25 protein-coding genes are annotated in these 26076 nt (G+C 71.6%); 14 read left to right on the plus strand and 11 right to left on the minus strand.

All coding sequences use genetic code 11. The features are described 5' to 3' along the window. Nucleotides 1-56: 56 nt before the first annotated feature. The gene (locus tag ACFWVP_RS25015; protein WP_384500018.1) at nucleotides 57-383 is read right to left on the minus strand and encodes an MTH1187 family thiamine-binding protein; all 327 of its coding nucleotides are present in this window, start codon (nucleotides 381-383) and stop codon (nucleotides 57-59) included. After that, nucleotides 380-730: a DUF3817 domain-containing protein gene (locus ACFWVP_RS25020; protein WP_384499865.1), complete on the minus strand. Its 351-nt coding sequence runs from the start codon at nucleotides 728-730 to the stop codon at nucleotides 380-382. Before ACFWVP_RS25020 ends, ACFWVP_RS25015 begins: the two co-directional genes overlap by 4 nt. Before the next feature lie 221 nt (nucleotides 731-951). Between ACFWVP_RS25020 and ACFWVP_RS25025 the strand changes: the two genes are divergently transcribed. The 4 genes from ACFWVP_RS25025 (at nucleotide 952) to ACFWVP_RS25040 (ending at nucleotide 3607) form a co-directional block, all read left to right on the plus strand. Further along, nucleotides 952-1584 carry an AIM24 family protein gene (locus ACFWVP_RS25025; protein WP_384500020.1) on the plus strand — a complete coding sequence of 211 codons (633 nt, stop codon included), beginning with the start codon at nucleotides 952-954 and terminating at the stop codon, nucleotides 1582-1584. Beyond that, nucleotides 1584-2267, plus strand: a complete 684-nt coding sequence (locus ACFWVP_RS25030) for an AIM24 family protein (protein WP_384499866.1) — start codon at nucleotides 1584-1586, stop codon at nucleotides 2265-2267. The genes ACFWVP_RS25025 and ACFWVP_RS25030 overlap by 1 nt, the downstream gene beginning before the upstream one ends. Then, nucleotides 2264-3034, plus strand: a complete 771-nt coding sequence (locus ACFWVP_RS25035) for an AIM24 family protein (RefSeq protein ID WP_384499867.1) — start codon at nucleotides 2264-2266, stop codon at nucleotides 3032-3034. Before ACFWVP_RS25030 ends, ACFWVP_RS25035 begins: the two co-directional genes overlap by 4 nt. A gap of 96 nt (nucleotides 3035-3130) precedes the next feature. Then, nucleotides 3131-3607, plus strand: coding sequence for a MarR family winged helix-turn-helix transcriptional regulator (locus ACFWVP_RS25040; protein ID WP_384499868.1), 477 nt, complete (start codon nucleotides 3131-3133; stop codon nucleotides 3605-3607). A 62-nt stretch (nucleotides 3608-3669) separates the two neighbouring features. On the opposite strand, the gene ACFWVP_RS25045 is transcribed toward ACFWVP_RS25040, so the two are convergent. Beyond that, the gene (locus tag ACFWVP_RS25045; RefSeq protein WP_384499870.1) at nucleotides 3670-5112 is read right to left on the minus strand and encodes a sensor histidine kinase; all 1443 of its coding nucleotides are present in this window, start codon (nucleotides 5110-5112) and stop codon (nucleotides 3670-3672) included. Continuing rightward, nucleotides 5109-5771, minus strand: coding sequence for a response regulator transcription factor (locus ACFWVP_RS25050; RefSeq protein WP_384499871.1), 663 nt, complete (start codon nucleotides 5769-5771; stop codon nucleotides 5109-5111). Before ACFWVP_RS25050 ends, ACFWVP_RS25045 begins: the two co-directional genes overlap by 4 nt. 115 nt (nucleotides 5772-5886) lie before the next feature. Between ACFWVP_RS25050 and ACFWVP_RS25055 the strand changes: the two genes are divergently transcribed. After that, nucleotides 5887-6585: a PepSY domain-containing protein gene (locus ACFWVP_RS25055; RefSeq protein ID WP_384499872.1), complete on the plus strand. Its 699-nt coding sequence runs from the start codon at nucleotides 5887-5889 to the stop codon at nucleotides 6583-6585. A 43-nt stretch (nucleotides 6586-6628) separates the two neighbouring features. Here the strand turns inward: ACFWVP_RS25055 and meaB are convergent, their stop codons facing one another. Together meaB and ACFWVP_RS25065 are read right to left on the minus strand one after the other, a co-directional pair. Then, complete coding sequence (gene meaB, locus ACFWVP_RS25060; RefSeq protein ID WP_384499874.1) at nucleotides 6629-7606, minus strand: methylmalonyl Co-A mutase-associated GTPase MeaB; 978 nt, start codon at nucleotides 7604-7606, stop codon at nucleotides 6629-6631. Nucleotides 7607-7637: 31 nt separating this feature from the next. Continuing rightward, nucleotides 7638-8840 (minus strand): acetyl-CoA C-acetyltransferase, encoded by a 1203-nt coding sequence (locus tag ACFWVP_RS25065; protein WP_384499875.1) that lies wholly within the window; start codon nucleotides 8838-8840, stop codon nucleotides 7638-7640. A 134-nt stretch (nucleotides 8841-8974) separates the two neighbouring features. Between ACFWVP_RS25065 and mce the strand changes: the two genes are divergently transcribed. The 7 genes from mce to ACFWVP_RS25100 all read left to right on the plus strand — a co-directional run bounded on the left by mce (nucleotide 8975) and on the right by ACFWVP_RS25100 (nucleotide 18601). Continuing rightward, entirely contained in the window at nucleotides 8975-9403 is a 429-nt protein-coding gene (gene mce, locus ACFWVP_RS25070) for a methylmalonyl-CoA epimerase (RefSeq protein ID WP_384499877.1), read from the plus strand. Nucleotides 9404-9606: 203 nt separating this feature from the next. Next, nucleotides 9607-13398 (plus strand): polarized growth protein Scy, encoded by a 3792-nt coding sequence (gene scy / locus ACFWVP_RS25075; RefSeq protein WP_384499878.1) that lies wholly within the window; start codon nucleotides 9607-9609, stop codon nucleotides 13396-13398. Between the two features lie 185 nt (nucleotides 13399-13583). Then, nucleotides 13584-14522, plus strand: a complete 939-nt coding sequence (locus tag ACFWVP_RS25080; protein WP_384499880.1) for a cellulose-binding protein — start codon at nucleotides 13584-13586, stop codon at nucleotides 14520-14522. 86 nt (nucleotides 14523-14608) lie between these two features. Next, nucleotides 14609-15616: an ABC transporter ATP-binding protein gene (locus ACFWVP_RS25085; RefSeq protein ID WP_384499882.1), complete on the plus strand. Its 1008-nt coding sequence runs from the start codon at nucleotides 14609-14611 to the stop codon at nucleotides 15614-15616. A gap of 5 nt (nucleotides 15617-15621) precedes the next feature. Further along, nucleotides 15622-16401: an ABC transporter permease subunit gene (locus ACFWVP_RS25090; protein ID WP_384499884.1), complete on the plus strand. Its 780-nt coding sequence runs from the start codon at nucleotides 15622-15624 to the stop codon at nucleotides 16399-16401. Between the two features lie 155 nt (nucleotides 16402-16556). Further along, nucleotides 16557-17732 carry an ABC transporter ATP-binding protein gene (locus tag ACFWVP_RS25095; protein WP_384499886.1) on the plus strand — a complete coding sequence of 392 codons (1176 nt, stop codon included), beginning with the start codon at nucleotides 16557-16559 and terminating at the stop codon, nucleotides 17730-17732. Next, on the plus strand, nucleotides 17729-18601 hold the full coding sequence (locus ACFWVP_RS25100) for an ABC transporter permease subunit (RefSeq protein WP_384499897.1): 873 nt from the start codon (nucleotides 17729-17731) through the stop codon (nucleotides 18599-18601). The genes ACFWVP_RS25095 and ACFWVP_RS25100 overlap by 4 nt, the downstream gene beginning before the upstream one ends. A 1-nt stretch (nucleotide 18602) precedes the next feature. Here the strand turns inward: ACFWVP_RS25100 and ACFWVP_RS25105 are convergent, their stop codons facing one another. After that, the gene (locus ACFWVP_RS25105; RefSeq protein WP_384499899.1) at nucleotides 18603-18932 is read right to left on the minus strand and encodes an ATP/GTP-binding protein; all 330 of its coding nucleotides are present in this window, start codon (nucleotides 18930-18932) and stop codon (nucleotides 18603-18605) included. 210 nt (nucleotides 18933-19142) lie between these two features. Between ACFWVP_RS25105 and ACFWVP_RS25110 the strand changes: the two genes are divergently transcribed. Beyond that, nucleotides 19143-20174 (plus strand): LLM class flavin-dependent oxidoreductase, encoded by a 1032-nt coding sequence (locus ACFWVP_RS25110; protein ID WP_384499901.1) that lies wholly within the window; start codon nucleotides 19143-19145, stop codon nucleotides 20172-20174. 97 nt (nucleotides 20175-20271) lie between these two features. On the opposite strand, the gene ACFWVP_RS25115 is transcribed toward ACFWVP_RS25110, so the two are convergent. Next, nucleotides 20272-20664: an SCO5389 family protein gene (locus ACFWVP_RS25115; RefSeq protein ID WP_030916014.1), complete on the minus strand. Its 393-nt coding sequence runs from the start codon at nucleotides 20662-20664 to the stop codon at nucleotides 20272-20274. Nucleotides 20665-20927: 263 nt separating this feature from the next. On the opposite strand from ACFWVP_RS25115, the gene nucS reads away from it, so the two are divergent. Further along, the gene (nucS, locus tag ACFWVP_RS25120; RefSeq protein WP_384499902.1) at nucleotides 20928-21599 is read left to right on the plus strand and encodes an endonuclease NucS; all 672 of its coding nucleotides are present in this window, start codon (nucleotides 20928-20930) and stop codon (nucleotides 21597-21599) included. Nucleotides 21600-21693: 94 nt separating this feature from the next. On the opposite strand, the gene ACFWVP_RS25125 is transcribed toward nucS, so the two are convergent. The 3 genes from ACFWVP_RS25125 to ACFWVP_RS25135 all read right to left on the minus strand — a co-directional run bounded on the left by ACFWVP_RS25125 (nucleotide 21694) and on the right by ACFWVP_RS25135 (nucleotide 25818). After that, on the minus strand, nucleotides 21694-24186 hold the full coding sequence (locus tag ACFWVP_RS25125; protein ID WP_384499904.1) for an ATP-binding protein: 2493 nt from the start codon (nucleotides 24184-24186) through the stop codon (nucleotides 21694-21696). Nucleotides 24187-24400: 214 nt separating this feature from the next. Beyond that, nucleotides 24401-24724 carry an STAS domain-containing protein gene (locus ACFWVP_RS25130; protein ID WP_073745281.1) on the minus strand — a complete coding sequence of 108 codons (324 nt, stop codon included), beginning with the start codon at nucleotides 24722-24724 and terminating at the stop codon, nucleotides 24401-24403. Nucleotides 24725-24969: 245 nt separating this feature from the next. Beyond that, complete coding sequence (locus ACFWVP_RS25135; protein ID WP_384499905.1) at nucleotides 24970-25818, minus strand: 3-hydroxyacyl-CoA dehydrogenase family protein; 849 nt, start codon at nucleotides 25816-25818, stop codon at nucleotides 24970-24972. Between the last annotated feature and the right edge of the window lie 258 nt (nucleotides 25819-26076).

Genomic DNA, 26076 nt, shown 5'->3' on the forward strand with positions numbered 1-26076 from the left:
CCCCGGAGCCGATCGGCTCCGGGGGCCCGGTACGTACGGAGGGGGCGGACGGTGTGTCAGCCCGCCAGGGGGCGTTCCACCGTCTCGACCTCGGAGGTCATCAGGCCGTCGGTGACGCCGGGCCTGATGCCGGCCTTCAGCACCGGGGAGACGCGGCCGGCGCGGGCTCGACGGCACGCTTGGCCCACATCCGTCCCCCATCTCTCAACTCCGTTCGAGCAGGGGAGACCCCAACCCTCGTCCCACTCCCCCTCGACGGAGGTGGACATCGCGTCGGTGCGGTGGGGGAGCCCGGACTCGCGGACGACCCGTACGGCGTCGGCGACGTACTCACCGACATCCTCGCCGACGTCCGGCGGACTGACGGAGAAGGCGACGATCAGGCGCTGACCGTGCCTTCGGCGCGGGCGCGGGCGGCGATGACGCCGTCGGCCTCGTACTTCTTGAGCAGCTTGTCGCCGTAGAACCCGCCGAAGGGCACGACCGCGAGGAGGAAGAAGAGCGCGACGCGCTTGAGCGGCCACTTGGCCTTGACCCACACGTCCAGCAGGAACAGCACGTAGATCGTGAAGAGCAGGCCGTGCAGGGCTCCGAGCGGCGGCATCAGGAAGTCGATGTCCGAGACGCGCATCAGGAGCGAGCCGAAAATCAGCAGCGCCGGGAAGGAGAGCGCCTCAGGAACCGAGATGAGGCGCAGCCGGTGCAGGGCGGAAGCGGTCTTGATGTCCACGAGGGCACCTTCGGTGGGAGGGGGCGGTACGGCTTGTGAACGCAGGCACAAGCACTGCCATTGTGGCATCGCCCCCGGCCGGCTCCGGTGGCGGGGCCCGATAGGCCCCGGCCGGACCCCGGGTGGCACGTATCGGCGCATATCAGGGTCCTCTCGGGGTCCGGATGGGCCCCAGGGCCCTGTCCGCCGGGCACCGCTGCGACTACCGTCGACCCGTGGCAATGTTCCGGCTCCAAGGCGGCAGGACCCTCGCGGTCGACCTGACGGGTGACGCCGTCAAGGCGAAGAACGGCTCGATGGTCGCGTACGACGGTCAGATGTCCTTCAAGAAGATGTCCGGCGGCGGTGAGGGCATCCGCGGCATGGTGACCCGCCGGGTGACCGGCGAGCAGATGACGGTGATGGAGGTGAAGGGGCAGGGCACCTGCTACTTCGCCGACCGGGCGAGCGAGATCAGCCTCGTCTCGCTGCACGGCGACAAGCTGTACGTCGAGGCGAGCAATCTGCTGGCCACCGACGCCGGGCTGCGCACCGGCACCACCTTCACCGGGCTCCGCGGCGGGGCGAGCGGCAACGGCCTGTTCACCACGACCGTCGAGGGCACCGGCCAGGCGGCGATCATGTCGGACGGTTCGGCCGTGGTGCTGCGGGTGTCGCGCCAGTACCCGCTGACCGTCGACCCGGGCGCCTACATCGCCCATCAGGGCAGCCTCCAGCAGCACTTCCAGTCCGGGGTGAACTTCCGGACACTCATGGGCGAGGGCTCCGGCGAGTCGTTCCAGATCCGCTTCGAGGGCGACGGTCTCGTCTACGTCCAGCCGAGCGAGCGGAACACCGTCGGAGGCGATGTCTGATGCCGTTCCGTGAGATCAACTCCAAGATGGTCGAGGCCACGGTCGTGCCCGGCCAGAAGATGTACAGCCGGCGGGGCGCGATGCTGGCGTACCGCGGTGACGTGTCGTTCACGCCGAACATCCAGGGCGGGCAGGGCGGACTGGCGTCGATGATCGGCCGGCGGGTGGCCGACGAGGCGACCCCGCTGATGACGGTCGAAATTCCCGTCGGGCCGGGCGGCCCTGGGGAGACCCCACGCGGCACCGTGATGTTCGGCCACGGCGGCCACCACATCCAGGTGATCGGCCTGTCGGGCGACACCCTGTACGTGGAGGCCGACCGGCTGCTCGCCTTCGACGGGACGCTCCAGCAGGGCACGATGTTCATGGGCTCGCAGGGCGGCGTGATGGGCATGGTGCGCGGCCAGGTGACCGGGCAGGGCCTTTTCACCACGACGCTCAAGGGTCACGGCGAGGCAGCCGTGATGGCGCACGGCGGGGTCGTCGAGCTGCCGATCACGCCGGGCCGCCCGGTGCACGTGGACCCGCAGGCCTACGTCGCCCACCACGGCGACGTACGCAACAGGCTGTCCACGGCGCTCGGCTGGCGCGACATGGTGGGGCGCGGCTCCGGCGAGGCGTTCCAGCTGGAGCTCAGCGGCAGTGGTGCGGTGTACGTCCAGGCGTCGGAGGAGAAGCTGTGAGCACGCCCGTGATCCACGATCCGATGACGCTGCCGTCGGACGACAACGTCAACGCGTACACCTTCTGCGTGGAGCTCAAGGGGAGCCAGTGGTTCCTGCAGAAGGGCAAGATGATCGCCTACTACGGGCAGATCGAGTTCAACGGCATAGGACACGGCCGTTTCGACCGGCTGCTCCGCACGAGTTTCCACTCCCCGTTGCACGCGAGCGACTGGGTGGTGGCCGAGGGCAGCGGCAAGATGCTGCTGGCGGACCGGGCCTTCGACGTGAACTCCTTCGACCTGGAGAACGGCAATCTGACGATCCGGTCCGGGAACCTGCTGGCGTACCAGCCGACGCTGGCGCTGAAGCAGTCGATCGTGCCGGGCTTTTTGACCCTCATCGGCACGGGGAAGTTCGTCGCGGCGTCCAACGGCCCGGTCGTCTTCATGGAGCCGCCGCTGCGGGTCGACCCACAGGCGCTGGTGGGCTGGGCGGACTGCCCCTCGCCCTGCCACCACTACGACCACGGGTACATGACGGGCGTGCTGGGCGGGCTGCGGTCGCTGACGGGGGTGGGCGGCACGTCGGGCGAGGAGCACCAGTTCGAGTTCGTCGGGGCGGGCACGGTGCTGCTCCAGTCGACCGAGGCGCTGCTGCCGGATCTGGCGACGGGGGCGACCCCGCACGAGCCGGGTGTCCCGGGCTCCGCGGGCGCGGGTCAACCCGGCTCCGCACCCCGCATGCCCGGTCAGCTGGGGGACCTCCAGCGCCGCTTCGGATTGTGAACGGTACTCTGCGGAGTGTGACGCCTGCCCGGCGCGTGCGCGGTGTCACATCCTCCATTTTCGTCCGTCTTTCAACTTCTTAGGTAGAATCCATACATGGAGACCGAGACGGCCACCCGCTGGCTGACCGATGCGGAGCAGTGCGCCTGGCGCACCCACCTGGACGTCAGCAGGCTGCTGACCCACCAGCTGGAGAAAGACCTGCAGCCGTTCGGGCTGACCATGAACGACTACGAGATCCTGGTCAATCTCTCGGAGTCGGACGACCAGCGCATGCGGATGAGCGACCTGGCCGCCGCGACCCTGCAGTCCAAGAGCAGGCTCTCGCACCAGATCACGCGCATGGAGAACGCCGGCCTCGTGCGGCGTGAACACTGCGAGTCCGACCGGCGCGGGCTGTTCGCGGTCCTCACCGGCCCCGGTGCGGAGACCATGCGGAAGGTCGCGCCGCACCATGTCGAGTCGGTGCGCAGGCACTTCATGGACCTGCTGACGCCCGAGGCGCTCGCCGAACTGCATGCGGCGCTGACCCCGATCGCCGACCACCTGCGCGGCCGGCGCGGCAAGCCGTAGGCGGTGCGGGCCGGAACCGGCCCGCACACCCGCGCCCTTCGCCCGCACGCCCGCGCCGGACCTCACGCTCCCCGCGCGGCCGGTGCCGGCAGCCGCAGCGTGAAGCGCGCGCCGCCCTCCGGGGCCGTACCCACGTCGAGCGTGCCACCGTGCCGGGCCGCCACGTCGCGGGCGATGGCGAGACCCAGGCCCGCCCCGCCGTCGTCCCGGGTGCGGGCGTCGTCGAGGCGTACGAAGCGCTCGAAGACGCGCTCCCGTTCGGCCTCCGGCACCCCCGAGCCGTCGTCGGTGACCTCCACCAGGACATCACCCCGCTCCCTCGTCACGGCGACGGCGACCGAGTGCTCCGCGTGACGCTCGGCGTTGTCCAGCAGATTGCCGACCACCCGGGACAACTGCCCCCGTGAACCGGTGACTTCGAGGACCCCGTCCGCCACGGACACCGCCACGGGGATCCGGTCCCCGGCCCGCTGCGACACCTCTTCGCGGACCAGCGTGCCCAGGTCGACCGCCGCCCGCCCGGGCCGCTCCCCCGCGTCCAGCCGGGCCAGCAGCAGCAGGTCGGTGGCCAGCCCCTGCAGCCGTACGGTGTCGGCGACCGCGCCGGGCACGTCCAGCAGTTCCGGATGGGCTTCCCCCACCTCGAGCTGTGTGCGCAGCGAGGCGATCGGGCTGCGCAGCTCGTGCGAGGCGTCCGCGACGAAGCGCCGCTGCCGCTCCACCGAGGCCTCCAGCACCGTCAGGGTCTCGTTGGTCGTCCGGGCCAGCCGGGCGATCTCGTCACGCGAGTCCGGCTCGGGCACCCGGCGGCGCAGGTCCTCCGACGCGGTGATCGCGGACAGTTCCCGGCGGATGCCCTCCACGGGCCGCAGGGCCCTGCGGGTCACCAGCCACGTCACCCCGGCCACGACGGCCAGCAGGACCGGCAGGCCGGTCAGCATGGCGCCGCGCACCGTGCCCACGGCTTCCTGCTCGGTCGCGAGCGGGGCACCCGCGTGGACGGTCAGGGTGACGCCGTCCGACGTGGTCCCCTCGACCCGGGCGAAGCGGTAGTCGGCCGTCCCGCCGTCGATCGTGGCCGTGCCGTTCGTGAAGTCCGGGTCGGCCGAGGAGACCTTGCCGCGCGCCGGATCGTCGCTCCGGTCGTCGTCATCGTCGTCGTCATCGTCACCGGGGCTCTCGGCCGGCGCCGACGGCACGGGGGTGACCCGCGGTGTGGCGGTCCCCGAGATCGCCTCCAGGTCCTTCGAGGCGGCCACCACCCGGCGGTCCTCGTCGGTCACCTGGACCGGGTGGAGGTCCTCGTCGCCCAGTTCCAGGTCCGCGTACGGCACGTCCAGGGCGAGCTGGCCGGCCACCTCGCGCGCCGCCACCTCCGCCTCCAGCCCCGCCTGGTCGGTCAGGTTGCCCCGCAGGACCATGAGGACGGCGAGCCCCGCCCCGATGAGGGCGACGGCGACCACCAGGGTCGCGCCGATCGCGGCCCTGGCCCGCACGGATCTCACAGCGCCTCCAGCCGGTAGCCGGCGCCGCGCACCGTACGGATGGACGCGGCACCGAGCTTGCGCCGCAGGGTGCTGACGTAGACCTCGACGATGTTGGGGTCGCCGTCGTACGCGAAGTCCCAGACGTGTTCCAGGATCTCGGCCTTGCTCACCACCTCGCCGGCGCGCAGGGCCAGCTGTTCCAGTACGGCGAACTCCTTCGCGGTCAGGGCGAACTCCTCCTCGCCCCGGTGCACCCGCCGGGCGGCCGTGTCCATCCGCAGACTGCCGACGGTGAGCACGGGCGAGCCCGACCCGGTGGTGCGGCGGCGGAGCAGGGCCCGGACGCGGGCGACGAGCACGACGTAGCTGAAGGGCTTGGTCAGGTAGTCGTCGGCCCCGGTGTCGAGCCCCTCGGCCTCGTCGTACTCCCCGTCCTTCGCCGTCAGCATCAGGATGGGGACGTCATGGCCCGCGGCGCGCAGAGCGGCGCACACGCGGTAGCCGTTCATCCCGGGCAGCATGATGTCGAGGACGACGAGGTCGTACCGCCCCTCCCCGGCCCGGTGCAGCCCTTCCAGGCCGTCGTGCACGACATCGACGGCGAAGCCCTCGGCGGTGAGTCCCCTTGCCAGGGACACCGCGAGGCGCTTCTCGTCCTCCACGATCAGCAGACGCATGCGCACAGCCTCGCAAACCGAACCTGAAGACGTCTTCAGCCGCCTTCAGGCTGGGTTCAGCATCGCCTCGGCATGGTGGTTCCCGTCGCACCGCACAACCACTCGGAGGAACCCCATGAAGCGCAACATCGCCATCGCAGCCGTCACCGCGGCCGTCCTCGTCGGCGGGGGCGCCGCGGCCACGGTCGCCTTCGCGGACGACGACAGCACCAGCCGCACGACGGGCACGACCGGCACGGAGACGGAGACGGCCGGCGGCGGCCGGGACGACGACGGCAAGGAGTCCGTCCGGGGCGCCGGCGGCACGATCTCCCTCGACCGGGCCGTCGCCGCCGCGCTGAAGACGGTGCCCGGCACGGTCACCGAGGCCGAGCTGGACGACGACGATGACGACCGGGCGGTCTGGGAGCTGAACGTGTACGGCTCCGACCGGACCTGGCACGACGTGAAGGTGGACGCGCGCACGGCGAAGGTCGTGTCCGACCGCGACGACGACAACGACGACCGCGACCGGAACGCACCCCGGTCCGCCGCCGTCACGATGGACGCGGCGGCCCGTGCGGCCCTGCAGAGCGTGCCGGGCGGCGTGACGTCCATCGACCTGGACGACGACCGGGGCGACGACGATGACGACCGCCGGGGCGGAGTCCTGCGCTGGGACGTCGAGGTGGCCGGCAAGGACGGCGCGCGGCACGAGCTGCACGTCGACGCGAAGAACGGCGAGGTGTCGGTGGACGACGACCGGAGCGGGGACCGGGACGACGACGAGGGCGACCGCGACGACCGGGGCGACGACGACCACGACGACAACTGATCCGCCGGTCCCCCGGGCGGCCCGCACGCCGCCCGGGGGACCGTCAGCCTTCGTTCACGTCCGGGAGCCCGGCGAGGCCCGCGACCAGCTCGTCCGCCGCACGGTACGGGTCGAGTTCGCCCGCGAGGACGCGCTCCGCCAGGGCGTCCAGCCGACGGTCGCCGTGCAGGTCGCCGATGCGTTCCCGCAGCGCGGTGACGGCGATCGTCTCGACCTCCGTCGCCGCCCGCCGGGCACGCCGCTCGGCGAGGACGCCGTGCTCCTCCATCCACGCCCGGTGCTTCTCCAGGGCCTCCACGACCTCGTCGATGCCCTCGCCCCGGGCGGCGACCGTCTTCACGATCGGCGGACGCCAGTCGCCGGGCCCCCGGGACTCCCCGAGGCCCAGCATGTGGTTGAGCTCGCGGGCGGTGGCGTCCGCCCCGTCCCGGTCGGCCTTGTTGACGACGTACACATCGCCGATCTCCAGGATCCCGGCCTTGGCCGCCTGGATGCCGTCGCCCATGCCGGGAGCCAGCAGCACGACGGAGGTGTCGGCCTGGGAGGCGATCTCCACCTCCGACTGGCCGACGCCCACCGTCTCCACGAGGATCACGTCGAAGCCCGCCGCGTCCAGCACCCTGATCGCCTGCGGGGCCGACCAGGCGAGACCGCCCAGATGGCCGCGGGTGGCCATCGACCGGATGTAGACCCCGGGGTCGGAGGCGTGCTCCGACATCCGGATCCGGTCGCCGAGGAGCGCGCCCCCGGAGAACGGCGAGGACGGGTCGACGGCCAGGACCGCGACCCGCCTGCCGGCCTTCCGGTAGGCGGAGACCAGCGCCGAGGTCGAGGTGGACTTGCCGACGCCCGGCGATCCGGTGAGCCCGACGACGTACGCGTGGCCCGCGAGCGGTGCCAGGGCCGCCATCACCTCCCGCAGCCGGGGCGAGGCACCCTCCACCAGGGAGATGAGCCGGGCCACCGCACGTGGCCCGCCCTGGCGTGCCTGCTCGACCAGGGTGGGGACGTCCACCTTCACACTCGGTCTCCTCGCTCGCTCGTACGGGGGACTACTTGCCCGGAACCCGGATGATCAACGCATCGCCCTGGCCGCCGCCGCCGCACAGCGCCGCCGCCCCGGTGCCGCCGCCGCGCCGCTTCAGCTCCAGCGCCAGGTGCAGCACCACACGTGCGCCGGACATGCCGATCGGGTGGCCGAGCGCGATGGCGCCGCCGTTCACGTTGACCTTGTCCGAGGTGACGCCGAGGTCCTTCATCGACTGGACCGCGACGGCCGCGAAGGCCTCGTTGATCTCGATGAGGTCGAGGTCCTCGACTCCGATGCCCTCCTTCTTCAGGGCGTGGCGGATGGCGTTGGACGGCTGCGACTGGAGCGAGTTGTCCGGGCCGGCCACGTTGCCGTGGGCGCCGATCTCGGCGATCCAGTCCAGGCCGAGCTCCTCGGCCTTGGCCTTGCTCATGACGACGACCGCGGCGGCACCGTCGGAGATCTGGGAGGAGGTCCCGGCGGTGATCGTGCCGTCCTTGGCGAACGCGGGACGCAGCTTGCCGAGCGACTCGGAGGTCGTCTCCGGGCGGATGCCCTCGTCCTTGGAGAAGAGGACCGGGTCGCCCTTGCGCTGCGGGATCTCGACCGGGGTGATCTCGGCCTCGAAGACACCGTTCTTCTGGGCGGCGGCGGCACGCTGGTGGGACAGGGCGCCGATCTCGTCCTGGGCGGCGCGGTCCAGTCCGAGGCGGGTGTTGTGCTTCTCGGTGGACTCGCCCATCGGAATGTTCTCGTAGGCGTCCGTCAGGCCGTCGTACGCCATCGAGTCGAGCATCTCGATCGCACCGTACTTGTAGCCCTCTCGGGACTTCGGCAGCAGATGCGGGGCGTTGGTCATCGACTCCTGGCCACCGGCCACCACGACGTCGAACTCACCGGCGCGGATCAGCTGGTCGGCGAGCGCGATCGCGTCGAGCCCGGACAGGCACACCTTGTTGACGGTGAGCGCGGGAACGTTCATCGGGATCCCGGCCTTGACCGCTGCCTGACGTGCGGGGATCTGCCCTGCCCCGGCCTGCAGCACCTGGCCCATGATCACGTATTCGACCTGGTCGCCGCCGATCCCGGCCCGTTCCAGCGCGGCCTTGATGGCGACGCCTCCGAGGTCGGCTCCGGAGAAGGTCTTCAGCGAGCCGAGGAGGCGGCCCATGGGCGTCCGCGCGCCCGCGACGATCACTGAGGTGGTACCGGTCGTTCCTGACATGAGGCGCAGCCCCTTGGATTGGTTGTGAACGAGGGTTTACCTGAATGTACTGAGCGGTACCGCGCCCGTCATCCGGCAGCGGGTGTGATCGCGCGCACGTTGCGTAACCATCCCGGGGGCGCTGCACTGGTTCCATGCTGACGCGAATCGACCACATCGGAATCGCCTGTTTCGACCTCGACAAGACGGTGGAGTTCTACCGCGCGACCTACGGGTTCGAGGTGCACCACTCCGAGATCAACGAGGAGCAGGGTGTCCGGGAGGCCATGCTCAAGATCAACGACGCCTCGGACGGAGGCGCTTCGTACCTCCAGCTGCTGGAGCCGACCCGTGAGGACTCGGCCGTGGGCAAGTGGCTGGCGAAGAACGGTGAGGGTGTCCACCACATCGCGTTCGGGACCGCAAACGTCGACGAGGACGCCGCGGACATCCGCGGGAAGGGCGTCCGGGTGCTGTACGACGAGCCCAGGACCGGGTCCATGGGGTCCCGGATCACCTTCCTGCACCCCAAGGACTGCCACGGTGTGCTGACGGAACTGGTCACGTCCGCGACGGAGCACTGACCCGACCGATACCGGCCCGGTAGAGTGGGCGGTTCCGGGCCGGGGCCGGGCCGGGGGCGCGCCGCGTCCCCGCCGTTGATCTGTCACCATTCCCCGGGGGACCGTTCGCCGGCGAGCGGTACCCGTTTGGAGAATTGCGACCAGGGTTGGGGTCTCCCCTGCTCGAACGTAGTTGAGAGCTCGGGGAAGGATGGGACCGCGCAGTGCGGGGCTACGAAAGCCAGCAGAGCCACCGAGCCGAAGACGACCATCTCTCGCGGTTCGAAGCCGAGATGGACCGGCTGAAGACCGGCCGGGAGAAGGCCGTCCAGCACGCCGAGGACCTCGGCTACCAGGTCGAGGTCTTGCGCGCCAAGCTGCACGAGGCCCGGCGTAATCTCGCGACCCGTCCCGCACACGACAGCGCGGACATCGGCTACCAGGCCGAACAGATGCTCCGCAACGCCCAGATCCAGGCCGACCAGCTCCGTACGGACGCCGAGCGCGAGCTCCGCGAGGCCAGGGCGCAGACCCAGCGGATCCTCCAGGAGCACGCGGAGCACCAGGCCCGTCTGCAGGCCGAGTTGCACACCGAGGCCGTGCAGCGCCGCCAGCGTCTCGACCAGGAGCTGGCGGAGCGCCGCCAGACCGTCGAGTCGCACGTCAACGAGAACGTCGCCTGGGCCGAGCAGTTGCGGGCCCGGACCGAGTCGCAGGCCCGCCGGCTCCTGGACGAGTCGCGCGCCGAGGCCGAGCAGTCGCTGGCCGCCGCCCGCGCCGAGGCGGCCAGGCTCGCCGACGAGACCCGCCGACGCGTCAACTCCGAGGCGGAAGCGGCCCGTTCCGAGGCCGAGAGCACGTTGCTGCGGGCCCGCAGGGACGCCGAGCGGCTGCTCGACGCCGCCTCCACCCAGGCCCACGAGGCCACCAGCCACGCGGAGCGGCTGCGCTCCACGGCCACGGCCGAGACCGAGCAGACCCGGCAGCAGACCACGGAGCTCAACCGCACGGCCGAGCAGCGCGTGCAGGAGGCCGAGACACGGCTGCGCGAGGCCCGGCTGGAGGCCGAGAAGGTCCTCTCCGAGGCCAAGGAGGCCGCGGTCAAGCGGCTGGCCGGCGCCGAGTCGCAGAACGAGCAGCGCACCCGTACGGCGAAGTCCGAGATCGCCCGGCTGGTCGGCGAGGCCACGAAGCAGGCCGAGACGCTCAAGGAAGAGGCCGAGCAGGCGCTCTCCGACGCCCGGGCGAAGGCCGAGCGGCTGGTCGCCGAGGCCGCCGAGAACGCCCGCACCCTGGCCGCCGAGGAGGCCGCCGCCCAGCTCGCCAAGGCCGCCCGTGGCGCCGAGGAGGTGCTGACCAAGGCCTCCGAGGACGCCAGGTCGACCACCAGGGCCGCCGGCGAGGAGGCCGACCGGATCCGCCGCGAGGCCGAGGCCGAGGCGGACCGGCTGCGCGGCGAGGCCGCCGAGCAGGCCGACCAGCTCAAGGGCGCGGCCAAGGACGACACCAAGGAGTACCGGGCCAAGACCGTCGAACTGCAGGAGGAGGCCCGCCGGCTGCGCGGCGAGGCCGAGCAGCTGCGTTCCGAGGCCGTCGCCGAGGGTGAGCGCATCCGCGGCGAGGCCCGCCGCGAGGCCGTCCAGCAGCTGGAGGAGGGTGCCCGCACCGCCGAGGAGCTGCTGACCAAGGCTAAGGCGGACGCCGAGGAGCTGCGGACCTCCGCGGGCACGGAGAGCGAGCGCGTCAGGGCCGAGGCGGCCGAGCGCGCCGGCGCGCTGCGCAAGCAGGCCGAGGAGGCGCTGGAGCGCAGCCGCGGCGAGGCCGAGAAGCTGCGCGCGGAGGCCGAGGAGCAGGCCGCCGCGCTGACGGCGGCGGCCGAGCAGGCGGCCGAGGGTCTGCGCGAGGAGACCGAGCGGGCCGTGGAGGCCCGCAGGGCCGAGGCCGCCGACGAGCTGACCCGGCTGCGCACCGAGGCGGAGACCCGGGTCGAGGCCGCCGAGACGGTGCTCGGCGAGGCCCGTACGGAGGCGGAGCGGATCCGCCGCGAGACGGGCGAGGAGTCCGAGCGGCTGCGCACCGAGGCCGCCGAGCGCCTGCGCACGCTCCAGGAACAGGCCACGACGGAGGCCGAGAGGCTGCGTACCGAGGCCGCCGCCGACGCCGCCCGGTCGCGCGCCGAGGGTGAGTCCGTGGCGGTACGGCTGCGCACCGAGGCGGCCACGGAGGCGGAGCGGCTCAGGACCGAGGCGAAGGAGGGCGCCGACCGGGTGCGCTCCGAGGCCGCCGCCGCCGCCGAGCGGGTCGGCACGGAGGCCGCGGAGGCCCTCGCCGCCGCCCAGGAGGAGGCGAACCGGCGCCGCCGCGAGGCCGAGGAGACGCTCGGCGCCGCGCGTGCCGAGGCGGAGCAGGAGCGCGAGCGCGCCCGCGAGCAGAGTGAGGAGCTCCTCGCCTCCGCCCGCAAACGGGTCGAGGAGGCACAGGCGGAGGCCCAGCGCCTGGTCGAGGAGGCGGACAGCCGGGCGGCCGAGATGGTCTCCGCGGCCGAGCAGACCGCCCAGCAGGTGCGGGAGTCCGTCGCCGGACTCCAGGAGCAGGCCGAGGAGGAGATCAGCGGGCTCCGGTCGGCCGCCGAGCACTCCGCGGAGCGGACGAGGACGGAGGCGCAGGAGGAGGCGGACCGGGTCCGTTCCGACGCCTACGCCGAGCGCGAGCGGTCCGCCGAGGACGCCAACCGGATCCGTCAGGTCGCGCACGAGGAGTCGGAGGCCGCGAAGGCCCTGGCCGAGCGGACCGTGTCCGAGGCGATCGCCGAGTCGGAGAAGCTCCGCTCGGACACCTCGGAGTACAGCCAGCGCGTCCGTACGGAGGCGTCCGACGCCCTCGCTTCGGCGGAGCACGACGCGGCGCGTGCCCGGGGCGAGGCCCGCGAGGACGCCAACCGGATCCGTTCCGAGGCCGCGGCCCAGGCCGACCGGCTCGTCGGCGAGGCCACGAGCGAGGGCGAGCGGATCCGTTCCGAGGCCACCGAACAGTCGGAGCGGTTCGTCGGCGAGGCGACCGACGAGGCGGAGCGGCTGCGCGCGGAGGCCGCGCGGACGGTCGCTTCGGCGCAGGAGCACGCGGCCCGCACCCGCGAGGAGTCGGAGCGGCTGCGCGCCGACGCGGAGTCCGCGGCCGAGCAGATGCGTGCGGAGGCCCGCCAGGAGGCGGACCGGATGCTGGACGAGGCGCGGGAGGCCGCGGCGAAGCGCCGTGCCGACGCGGCCGAGCAGGCCGACCAGCTCGTCGACAAGGCGCGGGAGGAGGCGCTGCGCGCCGCCACCGAGGCCGAGGAGCAGGCCGACAGGATGGTCGGCGCCGCGCGCAACGAGGCCGTACGGATCACCTCGGACGCGACGGTGGAGGGCAACTCCCTGGTGGAGCGGGCCCGTACGGACGCGGACGAGCTGCTCGTCGGCGCCCGCCGGGACGCCACCGCGACGCGGGAGCGGGCGGAGGAGCTCAGGTTGCGGCTGGAGAGCGAGATCGAGGAGCTGCACCAGCGGGCCCGCCGCGAGACGTCCGAGCAGATGAAGACGGCGGGCGAGCGCGTCGACAAGCTGATGAAGGCGGCGACGGAGCAGGCCGCGGAGGCCGAGGCGAAGGCCAAGGAACTGGTGGCGGACGCGAATTCGGAGGCGAGCAAGGTGCGTATCGCCGCCGTTCGTCGCGCCGAGTCGCTCCTCAAGGAGGCCGAGACCAAGAAGGCCGAGCTGACGCGCATCGCCGAGAAGCTGCGCGCCGACGCCGAGGCCGAGGCGAAGCAGATCGTCGACGAGGGCCGGCGCGAGCTGGATCTGCTGGTCCGTCGGCGGGAGGACATCAACACCGAGATCTCACGCGTCCAGGACGTGCTGGAGGCGTTGGAGTCGTTCGAGGCTCCCGCGGGTGGCAAGGCGGCCAACGGCGGCACGGGGGGCGTCAAGGCCGGCGCGTCGGCGGGTACCCGATCGGGTGGCAAGGCGACGGATGGATAACGAATCCGCCCCTGCCGCCCGCGTCGGCGTGAACGTTCCACCCTTCGAGTGGCAAGCGCTCCGGGGGCCGGCCACTCAAATGGGGGGTCATTCTCCATACCAAAGCGGCATCTTCACATGGACACGCCGCCCAGGCCCCTAGGATTCCCTCTAACACCTCACCGGTCTCATTCGACAGGAACCCCATGAGCGACCCTTCCTCCCCCTTCGGCTTCGAGCTCGTGCGACGTGGATACGACCGCGGTCAGGTGGACGACCGCATCAACAAAATCGTCGCCGACCGTGACAGTGCCCTCGCCCGTATCACTTCTCTGGAGAAGCGGATCGAGGAGCTCCACCTCGAGACGCAGAATGCCCAGGCCCAGGTCAACGAGGCCGAGCCGTCGTACGCCGGGCTCGGTGCCCGTGTCGAGAAGATCCTCCGCCTCGCCGAGGAGGAGGCGAAGGACCTGCGTGAGGAGGCCCGTCGCGCGGCCGAGCAGCACCGCGAGCTGGCCGAGTCGGCCGCCCAGCAGGTGCGCAACGACGCGGAGTCCTTCGCTTCCGAGCGCAAGGCGAAGGCCGAGGACGAGGGCGTTCGCATCGTCGAGAAGGCCAAGGGCGAGGCCGGCACGCTGCGCACCGAGGCCCAGAAGGACGCCCAGCAGAAGCGTGAGGAGGCGGACGCCCTCTTCGAGGAGACCCGCGCCAAGGCCGCCCAGGCCGCCGCGGACTTCGAGACGAACCTCGCCAAGCGCCGTGAGCAGTCGGAGCGCGACCTCGCGTCCCGTCAGGCGAAGGCCGAGAAGCGTCTCGCCGAGATCGAGCACCGTGCCGAGCAGCTCCGCCTGGAGGCGGAGAAGCTCCGTACGGACGCCGAGCGCCGTGCCCGTCAGACGGTGGAGACCGCGCAGCGCCAGGCCGAGGACATCGTGGCCGACGCGAACGCCAAGGCCGACCGGATCCGCAGCGAGTCGGAGCGCGAGCTGGCGGCGCTCACCAACCGCCGCGACTCGATCAACGCCCAGCTGACCAACGTCCGCGAGATGCTGGCGACGCTGACGGGTGCCGCGGTGGCCGCCGCCGGCTCCCCGGTGGACGACGAGCCCGCCACCCGTGGGGTCCCGGCTCAGCAGACCCGCTGACCCGGCCCTGCATCAGCTGTACTCTTTGCGCGCCCGGTTCCGCCCTTGTGGTGGCGCCGGGCGCGCGGCCGTTCTAGCGTGAACGCATGATCGAGCTCGACGGCCTCACCAAACGCTTCGGCAACAAGGTTGCCGTCGACCATCTGTCATGCCGGATCAGGCCGGGGATGGTGACGGGCTTTCTGGGCCCGAACGGGGCGGGCAAGTCCACCACCATGCGGATGATGCTCGACCTCGACAACCCGACCAGCGGTTCGGTGCGCATCGACGGCAGGCCCTACCGCGAGCTGCAGGAGCCGCTCAAGCACATCGGGGCGCTGCTGGACGCGAAGTCGATGCACGGCGGGCGCAGCGCGTACAACAACCTCCTCTGCCTCGCGCAGAGCAACCGCATTCCGGCGAGCCGGGTCTCCCATGTGCTCGACACGGTCGGGCTCAGCGCGGTCGCCGGGAAGAAGTCCAAGGGGTTCTCCCTCGGAATGGGCCAGCGGCTGGGCATCGCGGCGGCGCTGCTCGGTGATCCCGAGATCCTGATGTTCGACGAGCCCGTCAACGGTCTGGACCCCGAGGGAATCCACTGGATCCGGAATCTGATGAAACAGCTGGCCTCCGAGGGCCGGACGATCTTCGTCTCCTCGCACCTGATGAGCGAAATGGCCCTGACGGCCGATCATTTGATCGTGATCGGTCAGGGGAAACTGCTCGCCGACACCTCCATGGCCGATTTCATCCAGGAGAACTCCCGCAGTTATGTGCGTATGCGATCGCCGGAGCAGGAGCGGCTGCGCGACGCCCTGCATTCCGCGGGAATCGTCGCGGTCGAGGCGGGCAACGGCACGCTGGAGATCGACGCGGCCACCACGGAGCAGCTCGGTGAGTTCGCCGCCGGACACGGCATCGTGCTGCACGAGCTCAGCTCGCAGCGGGCCTCGCTGGAGGAGGCCTTCATGCAGATGACGGCGGGTTCCGTGGAGTACCACGCGCACTCCGACAGCGACGGGGCGCAGCCGCCGCCGGTGGGACCGCACTGGGGCGACGGGTGGGACCGGCAGACCTCCGGCACGACGCCGGGCGACGACACGAAGGGGGCGTGACGACGATGGCATCGGTACCCGCGGTCCTGAATTCCGAATGGACCAAGATCCGTACGGTCTCGTCCACGACGTGGACCCTGATCTCGGCCTTCGTGGTCACCGTCGCGATGGGCGCGGCGCTCAGCGCCCTGCTGAACGCGCAGTTCGACGACCTCTCCGACGCGGAGCGCGCCACCTTCGACCCCACGTTCGTGGGCTTCTCCGGAATGATCCTGGGCCAGCTGGCCATGGTCGTCTTCGGCGTCCTGGTGGTGGGGACGGAGTACAGCTCCGGCATGATCCGCACCTCGCTCGCCGCGGTGCCGCAGCGCGGTTCGTTCCTCTTCAGCAAGATCGCGGTGGCGGGCGGCCTGGCCCTGCTGGTCGGCCTGGCCACCAGCTTCGTGACGTTCTTCCTCAGTCAGGCCCTGCTGGGCGACCACCGTACGGACATCGGCGCGGACAACGTGCTGCGCGCGGTCTTCGGCGGTGGTATCTACATGGGCCTGATCGCGATCTTCTCCATGGGTGTGGCCACGATGCTGCGCAGCTCCATGCTGTCGCTCGGCATCCTGATGCCGTTCTTCTTCCTGGTCTCGCAGATCCTCTCGGCGGTCCCGGGTGCCAAGAACGTCGCCCGCTACTTCCCCGACCAGGCCGGGTCGAAGATCATGCAGGTGGTCCCGGACGCCATGAACAGCGATCCGGCACCGTACGGGCCGTGGGCCGGTCTCGGGATCATGGCCCTGTGGGTGGTGGCGGCGCTGGTGGGCGGTTATCTCGTCCTGAGGAAGCGCGACGCCTGACCCGGCGCGGTCCTTCGGGCGCGCGGCGGCACCGGCGCTCCGCGCAACGGCTTGGCCGGAACCGGCACGGGCTGGTTATCCTCCTAACTCTTACGGGGGCGTTCGGCCGGGTGGCCTGGGCCCCGACGACAGATAAGTCGATGGGGCTCTGGAGAATGATCGAGGCAGTCGGCCTGACGAAGCGCTATGGCGCGAAGACGGCCGTGTACAACCTTTCCTTCCAGGTTCGGCCGGGGACCGTGACGGGGTTCCTCGGCCCCAACGGGTCGGGCAAGTCGACCACCATGCGCATGATGCTCGGCCTGGACCGGCCGACCGCGGGGCACGTGACGATCGGCGGACACGCCTTCCGCAGTCTTCCCAACGCGCCGCGCCAGGTGGGCGCTCTGCTGGACGCGAAGGCGGTGCACGGCGGGCGCAGTGCCCGTAACCACCTGCTGTGTCTGGCCCAGCTGGCCGGCCTCCCGGCGGCCCGGGTGGACGAGGTGCTCGGCGTCGTCGGGCTCCAGGACGTCGCGAAGAAGCGTTCCAACGGCTTCTCGCTCGGCATGGGGCAGCGGCTCGGCATCGCGGCGGCGCTGCTCGGTGACCCGCAGGTGCTGCTCTTCGACGAGCCGGTCAACGGGCTCGACCCCGAGGGCATCCTCTGGGTCCGCAATCTGATGAAGCAGCTGGCGTCCGAGGGCCGCACGGTCTTCGTCTCCAGTCACCTGATGAGCGAGATGGCACTGACCGCCGATCACCTGATCGTGATCGGGCGCGGGCAGCTGCTGTCCGACATGAGCATCAAGGACTTCATCTCCGCGAACTCCGCGGACTTCGCCCGGGTGCGGATCCCGGCGGACCGGCCGGAGCAGCGGGAGAAGTTGACGTCCTCGCTGACGGAGGCCGGTGGCGGGGTCATGCCGGAGCCGGACGGGGCCCTGCGCGTCACCGGGCTGCCGCTGCACCGGATCAGCGATCTGGCCCATGCCTCGGACGTCCGGCTGTGGGAGCTCTCGCCGCACCAGGCGTCGCTGGAGGAGGCGTACATGCGGATGACGCAGGGCGCCGTGGACTACCGCTCGACCGCGGACGCCAAGGCGCAGCTCCAGCTCCCGCCGCCCGGCTACGGCCCCCAGCCGGGCTACGGGACCCCGGCGCACCAGCCACCGCCCGAGGTGCCGCAGCAGGGCTGGTACGCCCCTCCGCCGCCCGGACAGAACCCGTACGCCGCCCCGCCCGCACCGGTGGCTCCCGTAGCCCCTGCCCCCGCCCCTGCCGTACCGGTGGCCCCCGTGGCCGCCCCCGCGGACCCGACCGTGCGCGAGACCAGCGAGGACCCCCGATGACGACGCCGGCAACTCCGCCGCCTCTCCCGCAGGCCCCCCAGACCTACCGGCAGCCTCCGCAGGGCTGGGAGGGCGGCGGTCTGTACTCCTCGCCGATCCCGGTGCGCAGCCCCGGCCTCGGCGACGCGATCGCCTCCGAGTGGACGAAGATCCGGTCCGTGCGCTCCACGATGTGGACGCTCGGCGTGATGATCGTGCTGCTGCTCGCCGTCGGCCTGCTCGCCGCGTTCGCGGTGAGTTCGTCGGACGCCGAGCTGGACGGCACCCCGGTGCTCAGCCTCGGCTTCTTCGGTGTGCTGCTCGGCTCGATCTGTGTGATCACCCTCGGCGTGCTGACCATCGCGTCCGAGTACGGCACCGGGATGATCCGTACGACGCTGACGGCCTGCCCGAGCAGGGCGCGGATACTGGTCGCGAAGTCGGTCGTCTTCTTCCTGCTGTCCTTCACGATCACCACGGTGACGACGGGGATCGTCGGTGTCCTGCAGACGGCCATGCTGGACGGCGGCACCCCCACCGCCGACGACTGGCTGCGCTCCACGGTGGGTGTGGGGCTGTACGTCGCGATGCTCGGGTTGCTCTCGCTCGCGCTCGGGGCGCTCATCCGGCACTCGGCGGGCGCGATCACGATCATGATCGCGGTGGTGCTGCTGCCGCTCGTGCTGGCGATGTTCATGTTCTCGTCGTCGCTGTCGGGCCTCCAGCAGGCACTCTTCGAGTACTCGATCCCGAACCAGCTCGGCGCACTGTACGACGCGTCGATGACCACGTCGGGGCCGTCCGGCTGGGAGCCTCTGTGGGTCATCCTCGGGGTGACCGCGGTGGCGATGGCGGGTGCCTTCGTCTCGCTGGACCGGCGCGACGTCTGACTCAGTAGCGCGGTGCGTTTTTGGACCGCTGCACCCGCGTGGTGCGGCGGTCCTTCGCGTTCCAGCAGGCCTTGTGCCAGTGTCTGCGGTCGTCGATCCCGCGAAACTCCGGCCAGGCGACCAGGTGCGGGACGCCGGACGGGATCTCCTGGTCGCAGCCGGGGCAGCGGTAGCGCTTGCCCGCCGCGCTCGCGCCGCTCACCGGGCGCACCGACCACTCCTCGCCCTGCCAGCTCTCCGTGTCACCGGCCCCGCCGTAGCGCTCCGCGGCCTCTCGTGCGTTGCCGGCAGGGCTCTCGCCGCCTCGGGGGCGGTTGCGGCGCGGGGACACGTGACACCTCACGGGGCGGGGCGGGCAGAATCCGTCCAGCGTAGAGCCATCGGCCACGGGCCGGTGTCGCGCTGTGACGGCTGGGCACCCGAGGGACGGGTGGGTTACCGGAAAATCGCAACAACTTCGCCGGGGACCGTGCCCTTGGCACGTGTCACACGTTGTTGCCGGTAGGGGAGAGCCGCGTCGGCCGCAAGGAGGCAATAGGCGATGCGCGTAGGAACGTTCGTACTGGCAGCGCAGTTTCCCGGCCAGGGGCAGGGTGAGGCCCTGCACCGGGCCGTCCGGTCCGCCGAGGTCGCGGAGCGGTCCGGGCTCGATTCGGTCTGGCTGGCAGAACATCATTTCGTGCCGTACGGGGTGTGCCCGTCGGCCGTGACACTGGCCGCGCTGCTGCTCGGCCGCACGAGCAGGATCCGGGTGGGCACCGCGGTGAGCGTGCTGCCCACCCAGCATCCGGTGGCGCTCGGCGAGCAGGCGGCGCTGCTGCACCTCACCAGCGGAGGCCGTTTCTCGCTGGGCGTGGGGCGCGGTGGTCCGTGGGTGGACCTGGAGGTGTTCGGAGGAGGCCTCGCGGCGTACGAGAACGGCTTCCCCGAGTCGCTGGAGCTGCTGCTCGACTGGCTGCGCAAGCCCCGGGTGGCGGGCCGCGGGGAGCGTTACGCCTTCCGCGAGGTGGCGGTGGTTCCCCGGGCCGACGAGCTGCTCGGCGACGGCCCGGCGGGGCCCGAGGTGATCGTCGCGTGCACCTCGGCGAAAAGCGTGGAACTCGCCGCTGAAAAGGGTTTGCCGATGCTTCTCGGAATGCACTGCGGCGACGAGGAGAAGGCCGACATGGTCGCTCTGTGGCGTTCGGCCGCCCGGGAGGCGGGCCTGCCGGCGGAAGTCGTGGAACGAAACGAACATGTGTCCGCGGGAGTGGCCCAGATCTCGGACCGTCCGGCTGACGCCGTGGAGACGCTCGTGAAGGCGATGCCGGGCTGGCTGCGGCAGGGGCTCGGCGCCCATGTGACGGTCGACGGCCGGCACCGGGTGATGCGCGACCCGGTCGCGTACACGGAGTACCTCTGCGGTCTGCATCCGGTGGGTCCGCCCGGCCTCGCGGCCGACCGGCTCGCGGCCACGGCGGAACGCACGGGCATCACCCGCTTCGCCCTTCTGGTGGAGGGGTCGGGTGATCTCGCGGCGACGGAGGAGAACGTGCAGCGGCTGGGCACGGATGTGCTGCCGTTGCTGAGGTGACCTGTTCACGCACGATGTCCCGGTGGTGCGGTGGTGCGGGAGCTGCCGCCCCGGAGCCAGTTGCACCTCCCGCGGCCCGAAGCGGCAGCAGAAGCGCTCAGCAGTCCCGTAGTTCGGGCGACTGGTTGAGCAACTGGCCCCTCACCGAGGTGAATCGGGCCAGTCGCTCGTCGACCGAGGCGTCCAGTGGGAACACCGCGACGCGGTGGCAGTTCTGGAATGCGAGACGCACCCCGAAGTGACGCTGCAGCGCGCCGCGTATCGCATCACTCGCGAGCGCACGCAGCAGCTGACCACGTGCCTGCTCGTCCGGCGGCGGCGTCTGGTTGTCGGCGAACTCTCCGCCGTCGACCTTCAGCTGAGCCACCAGCGAGCTGATCATCTCCCATGCGAAGGGCAGGGAGGTCCGGACGCAGTCGACGAAGTCGGCTTCGTCGACCTCGCCTCGCTCGGCCTGTTCCAACAGGGCCGGTGAGACGTCGAGCGACATGGGTTCTCCTCTCGCGACCCCGACAGGTGGCCGGGGCCTTACGGGCAGGGAAGGAGGACGGCGACGCTGTGTACACAGACGGCGACCTCCTGCTTCCACGTTAAGGGCGCAGTCCGGGCCGCACCAGGAGATTGGGAACACAACCGGCCAATAACGAACGGTCGCAAAGAGGGGCAAGCCAGAAAGGTGTCCGTCAAGGGGGGTCCGGGGTGCCGGGGCCGCGAATCGCGTGGAACGCGGGTCGTCGAGTAGCGTTGCCGACCATGCGTCTCGTCATCGCCCGTTGCTCCGTCGACTACGCGGGCCGGCTCACCGCCCACCTGCCCTCCGCCCCCCGTCTGATCCTGGTGAAGGCGGACGGCAGCGTCTCGGTCCACGCCGACGACCGGGCGTACAAACCTCTCAACTGGATGTCCCCGCCGTGCACCCTGAAGGAGGGTGCCGACGACAGCGAGGGTGTCTGGACGGTGGTGAACAAAGCGGGCGAGAAACTGATCATCACGATGGAGGAGATCCTCCACGACTCGTCCCATGAGCTGGGTGTCGATCCGGGGCTCATCAAGGACGGTGTGGAGGCGCACCTCCAGGAGCTGCTCGCCGACCGCATCGAGACGATCGGCGAGGGCTACACCCTGATCCGCCGCGAGTACCCCACCGCGATCGGACCGGTCGACATCCTGTGCCGGGACGCGGACGGGAAGACCGTGGCCGTGGAACTGAAGCGGCGGGGTGACATCGACGGGGTGGAGCAGCTGACCCGCTATCTGGAGCTGCTCAACCGGGATCCCCATCTGGCGCCGGTCAGGGGTGTGTTCGCGGCCCAGGAGATCAAGCCGCAGGCGCGGGTGCTGGCGACGGACCGCGGGATCGGGTGCCTGGTCCTGGACTACAACGCGATGCGGGGCATCGAGGACGACAAGCTGCGGCTGTTCTGACCCGGAGGGGTCGCGCGGGACTCCGCGGGGCGCCACGGACAGGGGAAACGCCTCGGCCGGCCCGGATACCCGGCCGGCCGGGGCGTTCTGTGCTTCAGGCCACCTGTGTGGTGTCGGAGGCCTCGGGGCCGGGCCCGGCGGTCGTCGCCGAGGCGGTAGCCGACTCGGCCGGGCCGCTCGCCGAGTTGGAGGTCTCGGGATCCGTCGTGGGCGTCGAAGGCGTGGGTTCCGAAGGTGTCGGCTCGGAGGGCGTGGGTTCCGACGGCGTCGGTTCGGAGGGCGTCGGGTCCGTGGGGGTCGGCTTCGTCGGCCTGCCCGTCGCCGACGGCTTCCCGGAGGTCGGCCGGTCGCTGGGGCTGCCGCTGGACGGTGAGCCCGACGTGGGGCTCGCTCCGGGGTCCGAGGTGCCCGGGGAGGGGCTCGCACTGCCGGACGGGGTGGCCCGGCCCGAGGTGCCCGGGGCCGGGGACCCGTCGGTCGTGCCCCCGCCGGTGGCCGGGTCGTCGCTCGGCTCGTCCGCGGTGAGGCCGTTCTCGCTGTCGTCCTCACTCGCCGACTGTTCCGTCGTGACGTTCCGGCCCTCCGGGTCCTCACTGCCCGAGGTCGCGCCCAGCGTCACGACGGTGCCGAGCACGGCGGCCAGCAGCGCGCCCGCGCCCACGGCGACCAGGTTGCGCCTGGCGCCCCGGAGCACGGCCGTACGGGCACCGAGGCGTCCGGCGCCCTTCGCGGCGGCAGGCGGTGCCTGACGGGAGATCAGGGTGGGCGGCTCCGCGACCTTCCGGGGGAACAGCGGCATGGCCGCCGGTACGCCCGCGGGCGGCAGAACCGAATCCTCGTGCCGGGCGGTCGGCGGCTCGTCGCCGGACGGGGGACGGCCGATGGCCGACGGTTCGCCGGAGCGGTCCGCGACGAGGGCGAGCGCCCTGCGGCCGGCGACGGCCCCCGCCTTGTCGGCGAGCGCGCCGCGCATGCCGACGGAGGTCTCCAGCTCGGCCCTGGCCCGGTCCAGATTTCCCGTGCACAGGGCGAGTACACCCAACTCGTGGTGGAAGTAGGCCTCTTCCCCAACCTCACCGGCGATCCTGGCGGCCTCCTGGCCGATCCTGAGAGCCTTCTCCCAGGCCCCCCACTGCATCCCCGCGGCGAAGGCGGGGGCGGCACTGCGGGCCAGCAGGACGGCCGCGCTGGTCTGACCCGCCTGGTCGCCCGGGACGAGGGGCGCCATCGAGGCGAGGACGGCGTCCGCCTCGGCGACCGCCCGCTCGGGGGTGACCGAGGGGTGACCCGACCACCAGGCGTAGTGCTGGGCGGCGGTGCGGGCACGCACGTCCGCGTCCGCGCCGTATCCGCTCGCCTCCAGCTGCGCCAGGACACCGGCGGCCAGCCGGTAGCGGGGGCCGGCCGGTGAGAGCAGGCCGCACAGGAACAGCTCGCCCAGCGCCGCGTCGGCGTGGGTGTCCCCCACGAGTGCCGGCAGGTGCGCCTGGTGCGGCAGCTCGCCGCCCAGCGCGACGGCGAAGTGCAGGGTGTCGCGGGCGGCCTCGCTCAGCCGGGAGGCGAGCAGCGCGGCGGGAGCCGCACCCTCGCCGAGGCTGGGCAGGGGCACGTCCGCGGGTTCGGGCCTGCCGAAGGGGGTGTCGGCCGCCTCGTCGTCGTAGCCGTCGAAGGCCTCCGGGTCGGTGCGCAGCCGGTCACGCTGGCGCAGCAGCGCGCCCGCCTGGACGAAGCGCAGCGGCAGCCCCTCGGACTCGAACCAGAGGTCGCCCGCCCAGTTCGCCTCCTCGTCCGTGAGGGTGCGCTCCACGACGCGTTCCAGCAGCTCGATCGAGGCGCTTCGGCCGAGACCGGCGAGGAAGACCTCTTCGAGGTTCGAGTCGGCGGTGGGCGCGGCAACGTCGGGGGTCGTACCGAACAGGAAGGCGCACTCGGGTGTCGCGTCGAGGAGTTCCTGGAGCGCGGCGCCGCCGAGCTCCAGGTCGTCCAGGACGACGACCGCGCCGATGCCGTGGACGAGTGCCGACAGCCCTTCGCGGTCGGGACGGTGCAGCGGTGACCGGTAGACGGCCTCGAAGAGCCCGTACAGCAGGTCCGTGGTGGTCCGCTTGTATCCGGAGAGCCGTACGACGCCGTCGGGCGCCAGGTCCGCGCAGTCGTCGCCGACGGCGTTCAGCAGGGCCGTGCGGCCGGAGCCCGCCGGGCCGGTGAGCCGCACGGAGCGGCCCCGGGCCAGCAGCCGTACCAGCCGCTCGCGCTCCTCCTGGCGCTCCAGGAGGGGCAGCCGCGGGCCGGGCGGCCCCGGAGGCACGGGGGGCGCCGTGGCGCGCTCGCGCTCGGTGCGCTCGGCCGCGGTGTGCCGTACCGGCGCGGCGGGCATCTCCCCGGGGCGGCAGGGCTCGATCTCGCTGCCGTCCACCGGATTCACGGTGAGCAGGAAGTCACCCGATACCAGCTGCACCGTGCGGGACTGGTGCGGTGCCTGGTGCCCGGATTCGGGTGTCAGGGGATCGCGGGACTGCCGTCTCCGCCCGGTGTCCTCACCGGTGCGGTCGTGCTCTTCCGGTCCCCGGTGGTTGGTCGGGTCCATCGTCAAAGTCCCCCAGACGTGTAGCGCACGGTTGCCCTCCCGGCCTCGCACGCCCCACTGTCGTTTCCGGTCCGGTGTCCGCCCGGTGGGTCCGTCGTTCGGCAGACGCCGAACCTTAAACCTTCGCACAGTATCTACGAACCGGCGGGGGGCCGCGCCGCCCCGGACGTCACGGTCTCGTGAGGATTGTGCGTGTACTGCCGGTCGGTCGTCCTTATACGCGCGGCAGCGAGTCTGCGGCGATTCCGCCCTCGATGGCCAGAATGCGGTGCAGCCGCGTGGCCACCAGCAGGCGCTGCATCTGCGGCGGCACACCGCGCAGCACGAGCCGCCGGCCGGCCCGGCCGGCTCTGCGGTGCGCGCCCATGATGACGCCGAGTCCCGTCGCGTCCCACGAATCCAGCTCGGTCAGGTTCAGCACGAGGTCACCTGCTCCGTCGTCGACGGCCGAATGCAGAACCGTACGGGCGTCCGCCGCGCTTCGGACGTCGAGGCGGCCCCCGACGACCAGCTCGGCGTGGTCGCCCCTGATGTGCATATGCGCTCCCCGGAAGTACCCCGTAGCAAGGTCGGTCGTCTGTCTGGATCTCTTCTGTCTCTGCCACCACTGACTGCGGCGGCGGCAGGGAAGTTGCCGTCTGTGAGCGAACCGATACCGAATTCACCCTCAGGGGTGATAGAGGTTCGCCGGAACCGCTGGTCCGGGGCGCCTGACGGCGTCGGACCTCCGGTTCCCGGGCGCCTGGCCGACGGCGGGCCGGGCGCCCGGGACACCGGGAACGATCAGTAGGTGTAGAAGCCCTGCCCGCTCTTGCGGCCGATGTCACCTGCGTCGACCATCCGGCGCATCAGCTCGGGAGCGGCGAACTTCTCGTCCTGCGACTCGGTGTAGATGTTGCCCGTGGCGTGCAGCAGGATGTCGACGCCGGTCAGGTCCGCCGTGGCGAGGGGACCCATGGCGTGGCCGAAGCCCAGCTTGCAGGCGGTGTCGATGTCCTCGGCCGAGGCGACGCCCGACTCGTAGAGCTTGGCCGCCTCGACGACGAGCGCCGAGATCAGCCGGGTGGTGACGAAGCCCGCGACGTCGCGGTTGACGACGATGCAGGTCTTGCCGACGGACTCGGCGAACTCCCGTGCGGTGGCGAGGGTTTCGTCGCTGGTCTTGTAGCCGCGCACCAGTTCGCAGAGCTGCATCATCGGGACGGGCGAGAAGAAGTGCACGCCGACGACGCGCTCCGGGCGCTCCGTCACGGCCGCGATCTTGGTGATCGGGATGGCGGAGGTGTTGGAGGCGAGGACGGTGTCCTCCCGTACGACCTTGTCGAGCGTCCGGAAGATCTCGTGCTTGACCTCGAGCTTCTCGAAGACGGCCTCCACCACGACGTCGGCGTCGGCCACGGCGTCGAGGTCGGCGGTCGTGGTGATGCGGGCGAGCGCGGCCTCGGCGTCGGACGCCTCCAGCTTGCCCTTGGCGACGAACCTGTCGTAGCTGGCCCTGATGCCGTCACGACCGCGGGTCAGGGCCTCGTCCGTGACGTCACGCAGCACGACGTCCCAGCCCGCCTGGGCGGAGACCTGCGCGATTCCGGACCCCATGAGTCCGGCGCCGATGACGGCGAGCTTCCTGGCCACGTTGGCACCCCTATGCAATCTCAACGGTTCTTCCACATGCTCTCCGGCGGAGATTAGCCGCCGTGAGGGGCCCAGGGGCCGTGAAGAGATGCGCGTCACGTCTCACATGACGGACATCACATCGCGGAGCCTCACGCGGTGGCGCACCGGGCGTAGTTGAGGGCCTTCCAGCCGGGGGAGGTCCGCGACGGCGCCGTTCGGCACGCGCGCGTCGCGGGGCGCGTACGCCGGCACGCGCGCCACGGCGCGCGTCCGGGT

It is taken from the genome of Streptomyces sp. NPDC058637 (assembly GCF_042717325.1).
Classification (GTDB): Bacteria; Actinomycetota; Actinomycetes; order Streptomycetales; family Streptomycetaceae; genus Streptomyces.

Bases quoted from the DNA above. Each gene is read 5' to 3' on its own strand.
- ACFWVP_RS25115 (WP_030916014.1), bottom strand. From the start codon at position 20,664: ATGTCGCTCGACGTCTCACCGGCCCTGTTGGAACAGGCCGAGCGAGGC.
- ACFWVP_RS25085 (WP_384499882.1), top strand. From the start codon at position 14,609: ATGATCGAGCTCGACGGCCTCACCAAACGCTTCGGCAACAAGGTTGCC.
- ACFWVP_RS25065 (WP_384499875.1), bottom strand. From the start codon at position 8,840: ATGTCAGGAACGACCGGTACCACCTCAGTGATCGTCGCGGGCGCGCGG.
- ACFWVP_RS25030 (WP_384499866.1), top strand. From the start codon at position 1,584: ATGCCGTTCCGTGAGATCAACTCCAAGATGGTCGAGGCCACGGTCGTG.
- ACFWVP_RS25130 (WP_073745281.1), bottom strand. From the start codon at position 24,724: ATGCACATCAGGGGCGACCACGCCGAGCTGGTCGTCGGGGGCCGCCTC.
- ACFWVP_RS25040 (WP_384499868.1), top strand. From the start codon at position 3,131: ATGGAGACCGAGACGGCCACCCGCTGGCTGACCGATGCGGAGCAGTGC.
- ACFWVP_RS25055 (WP_384499872.1), top strand. From the start codon at position 5,887: ATGAAGCGCAACATCGCCATCGCAGCCGTCACCGCGGCCGTCCTCGTC.
- ACFWVP_RS25050 (WP_384499871.1), bottom strand. From the start codon at position 5,771: ATGCGTCTGCTGATCGTGGAGGACGAGAAGCGCCTCGCGGTGTCCCTG.
- ACFWVP_RS25080 (WP_384499880.1), top strand. From the start codon at position 13,584: ATGAGCGACCCTTCCTCCCCCTTCGGCTTCGAGCTCGTGCGACGTGGA.
- mce (WP_384499877.1), top strand. From the start codon at position 8,975: ATGCTGACGCGAATCGACCACATCGGAATCGCCTGTTTCGACCTCGAC.
- ACFWVP_RS25100 (WP_384499897.1), top strand. From the start codon at position 17,729: ATGACGACGCCGGCAACTCCGCCGCCTCTCCCGCAGGCCCCCCAGACC.
- nucS (WP_384499902.1), top strand. From the start codon at position 20,928: ATGCGTCTCGTCATCGCCCGTTGCTCCGTCGACTACGCGGGCCGGCTC.
- ACFWVP_RS25125 (WP_384499904.1), bottom strand. From the start codon at position 24,186: ATGGACCCGACCAACCACCGGGGACCGGAAGAGCACGACCGCACCGGT.
- ACFWVP_RS25110 (WP_384499901.1), top strand. From the start codon at position 19,143: ATGCGCGTAGGAACGTTCGTACTGGCAGCGCAGTTTCCCGGCCAGGGG.
- ACFWVP_RS25025 (WP_384500020.1), top strand. From the start codon at position 952: ATGTTCCGGCTCCAAGGCGGCAGGACCCTCGCGGTCGACCTGACGGGT.
- ACFWVP_RS25095 (WP_384499886.1), top strand. From the start codon at position 16,557: ATGATCGAGGCAGTCGGCCTGACGAAGCGCTATGGCGCGAAGACGGCC.
- ACFWVP_RS25090 (WP_384499884.1), top strand. From the start codon at position 15,622: ATGGCATCGGTACCCGCGGTCCTGAATTCCGAATGGACCAAGATCCGT.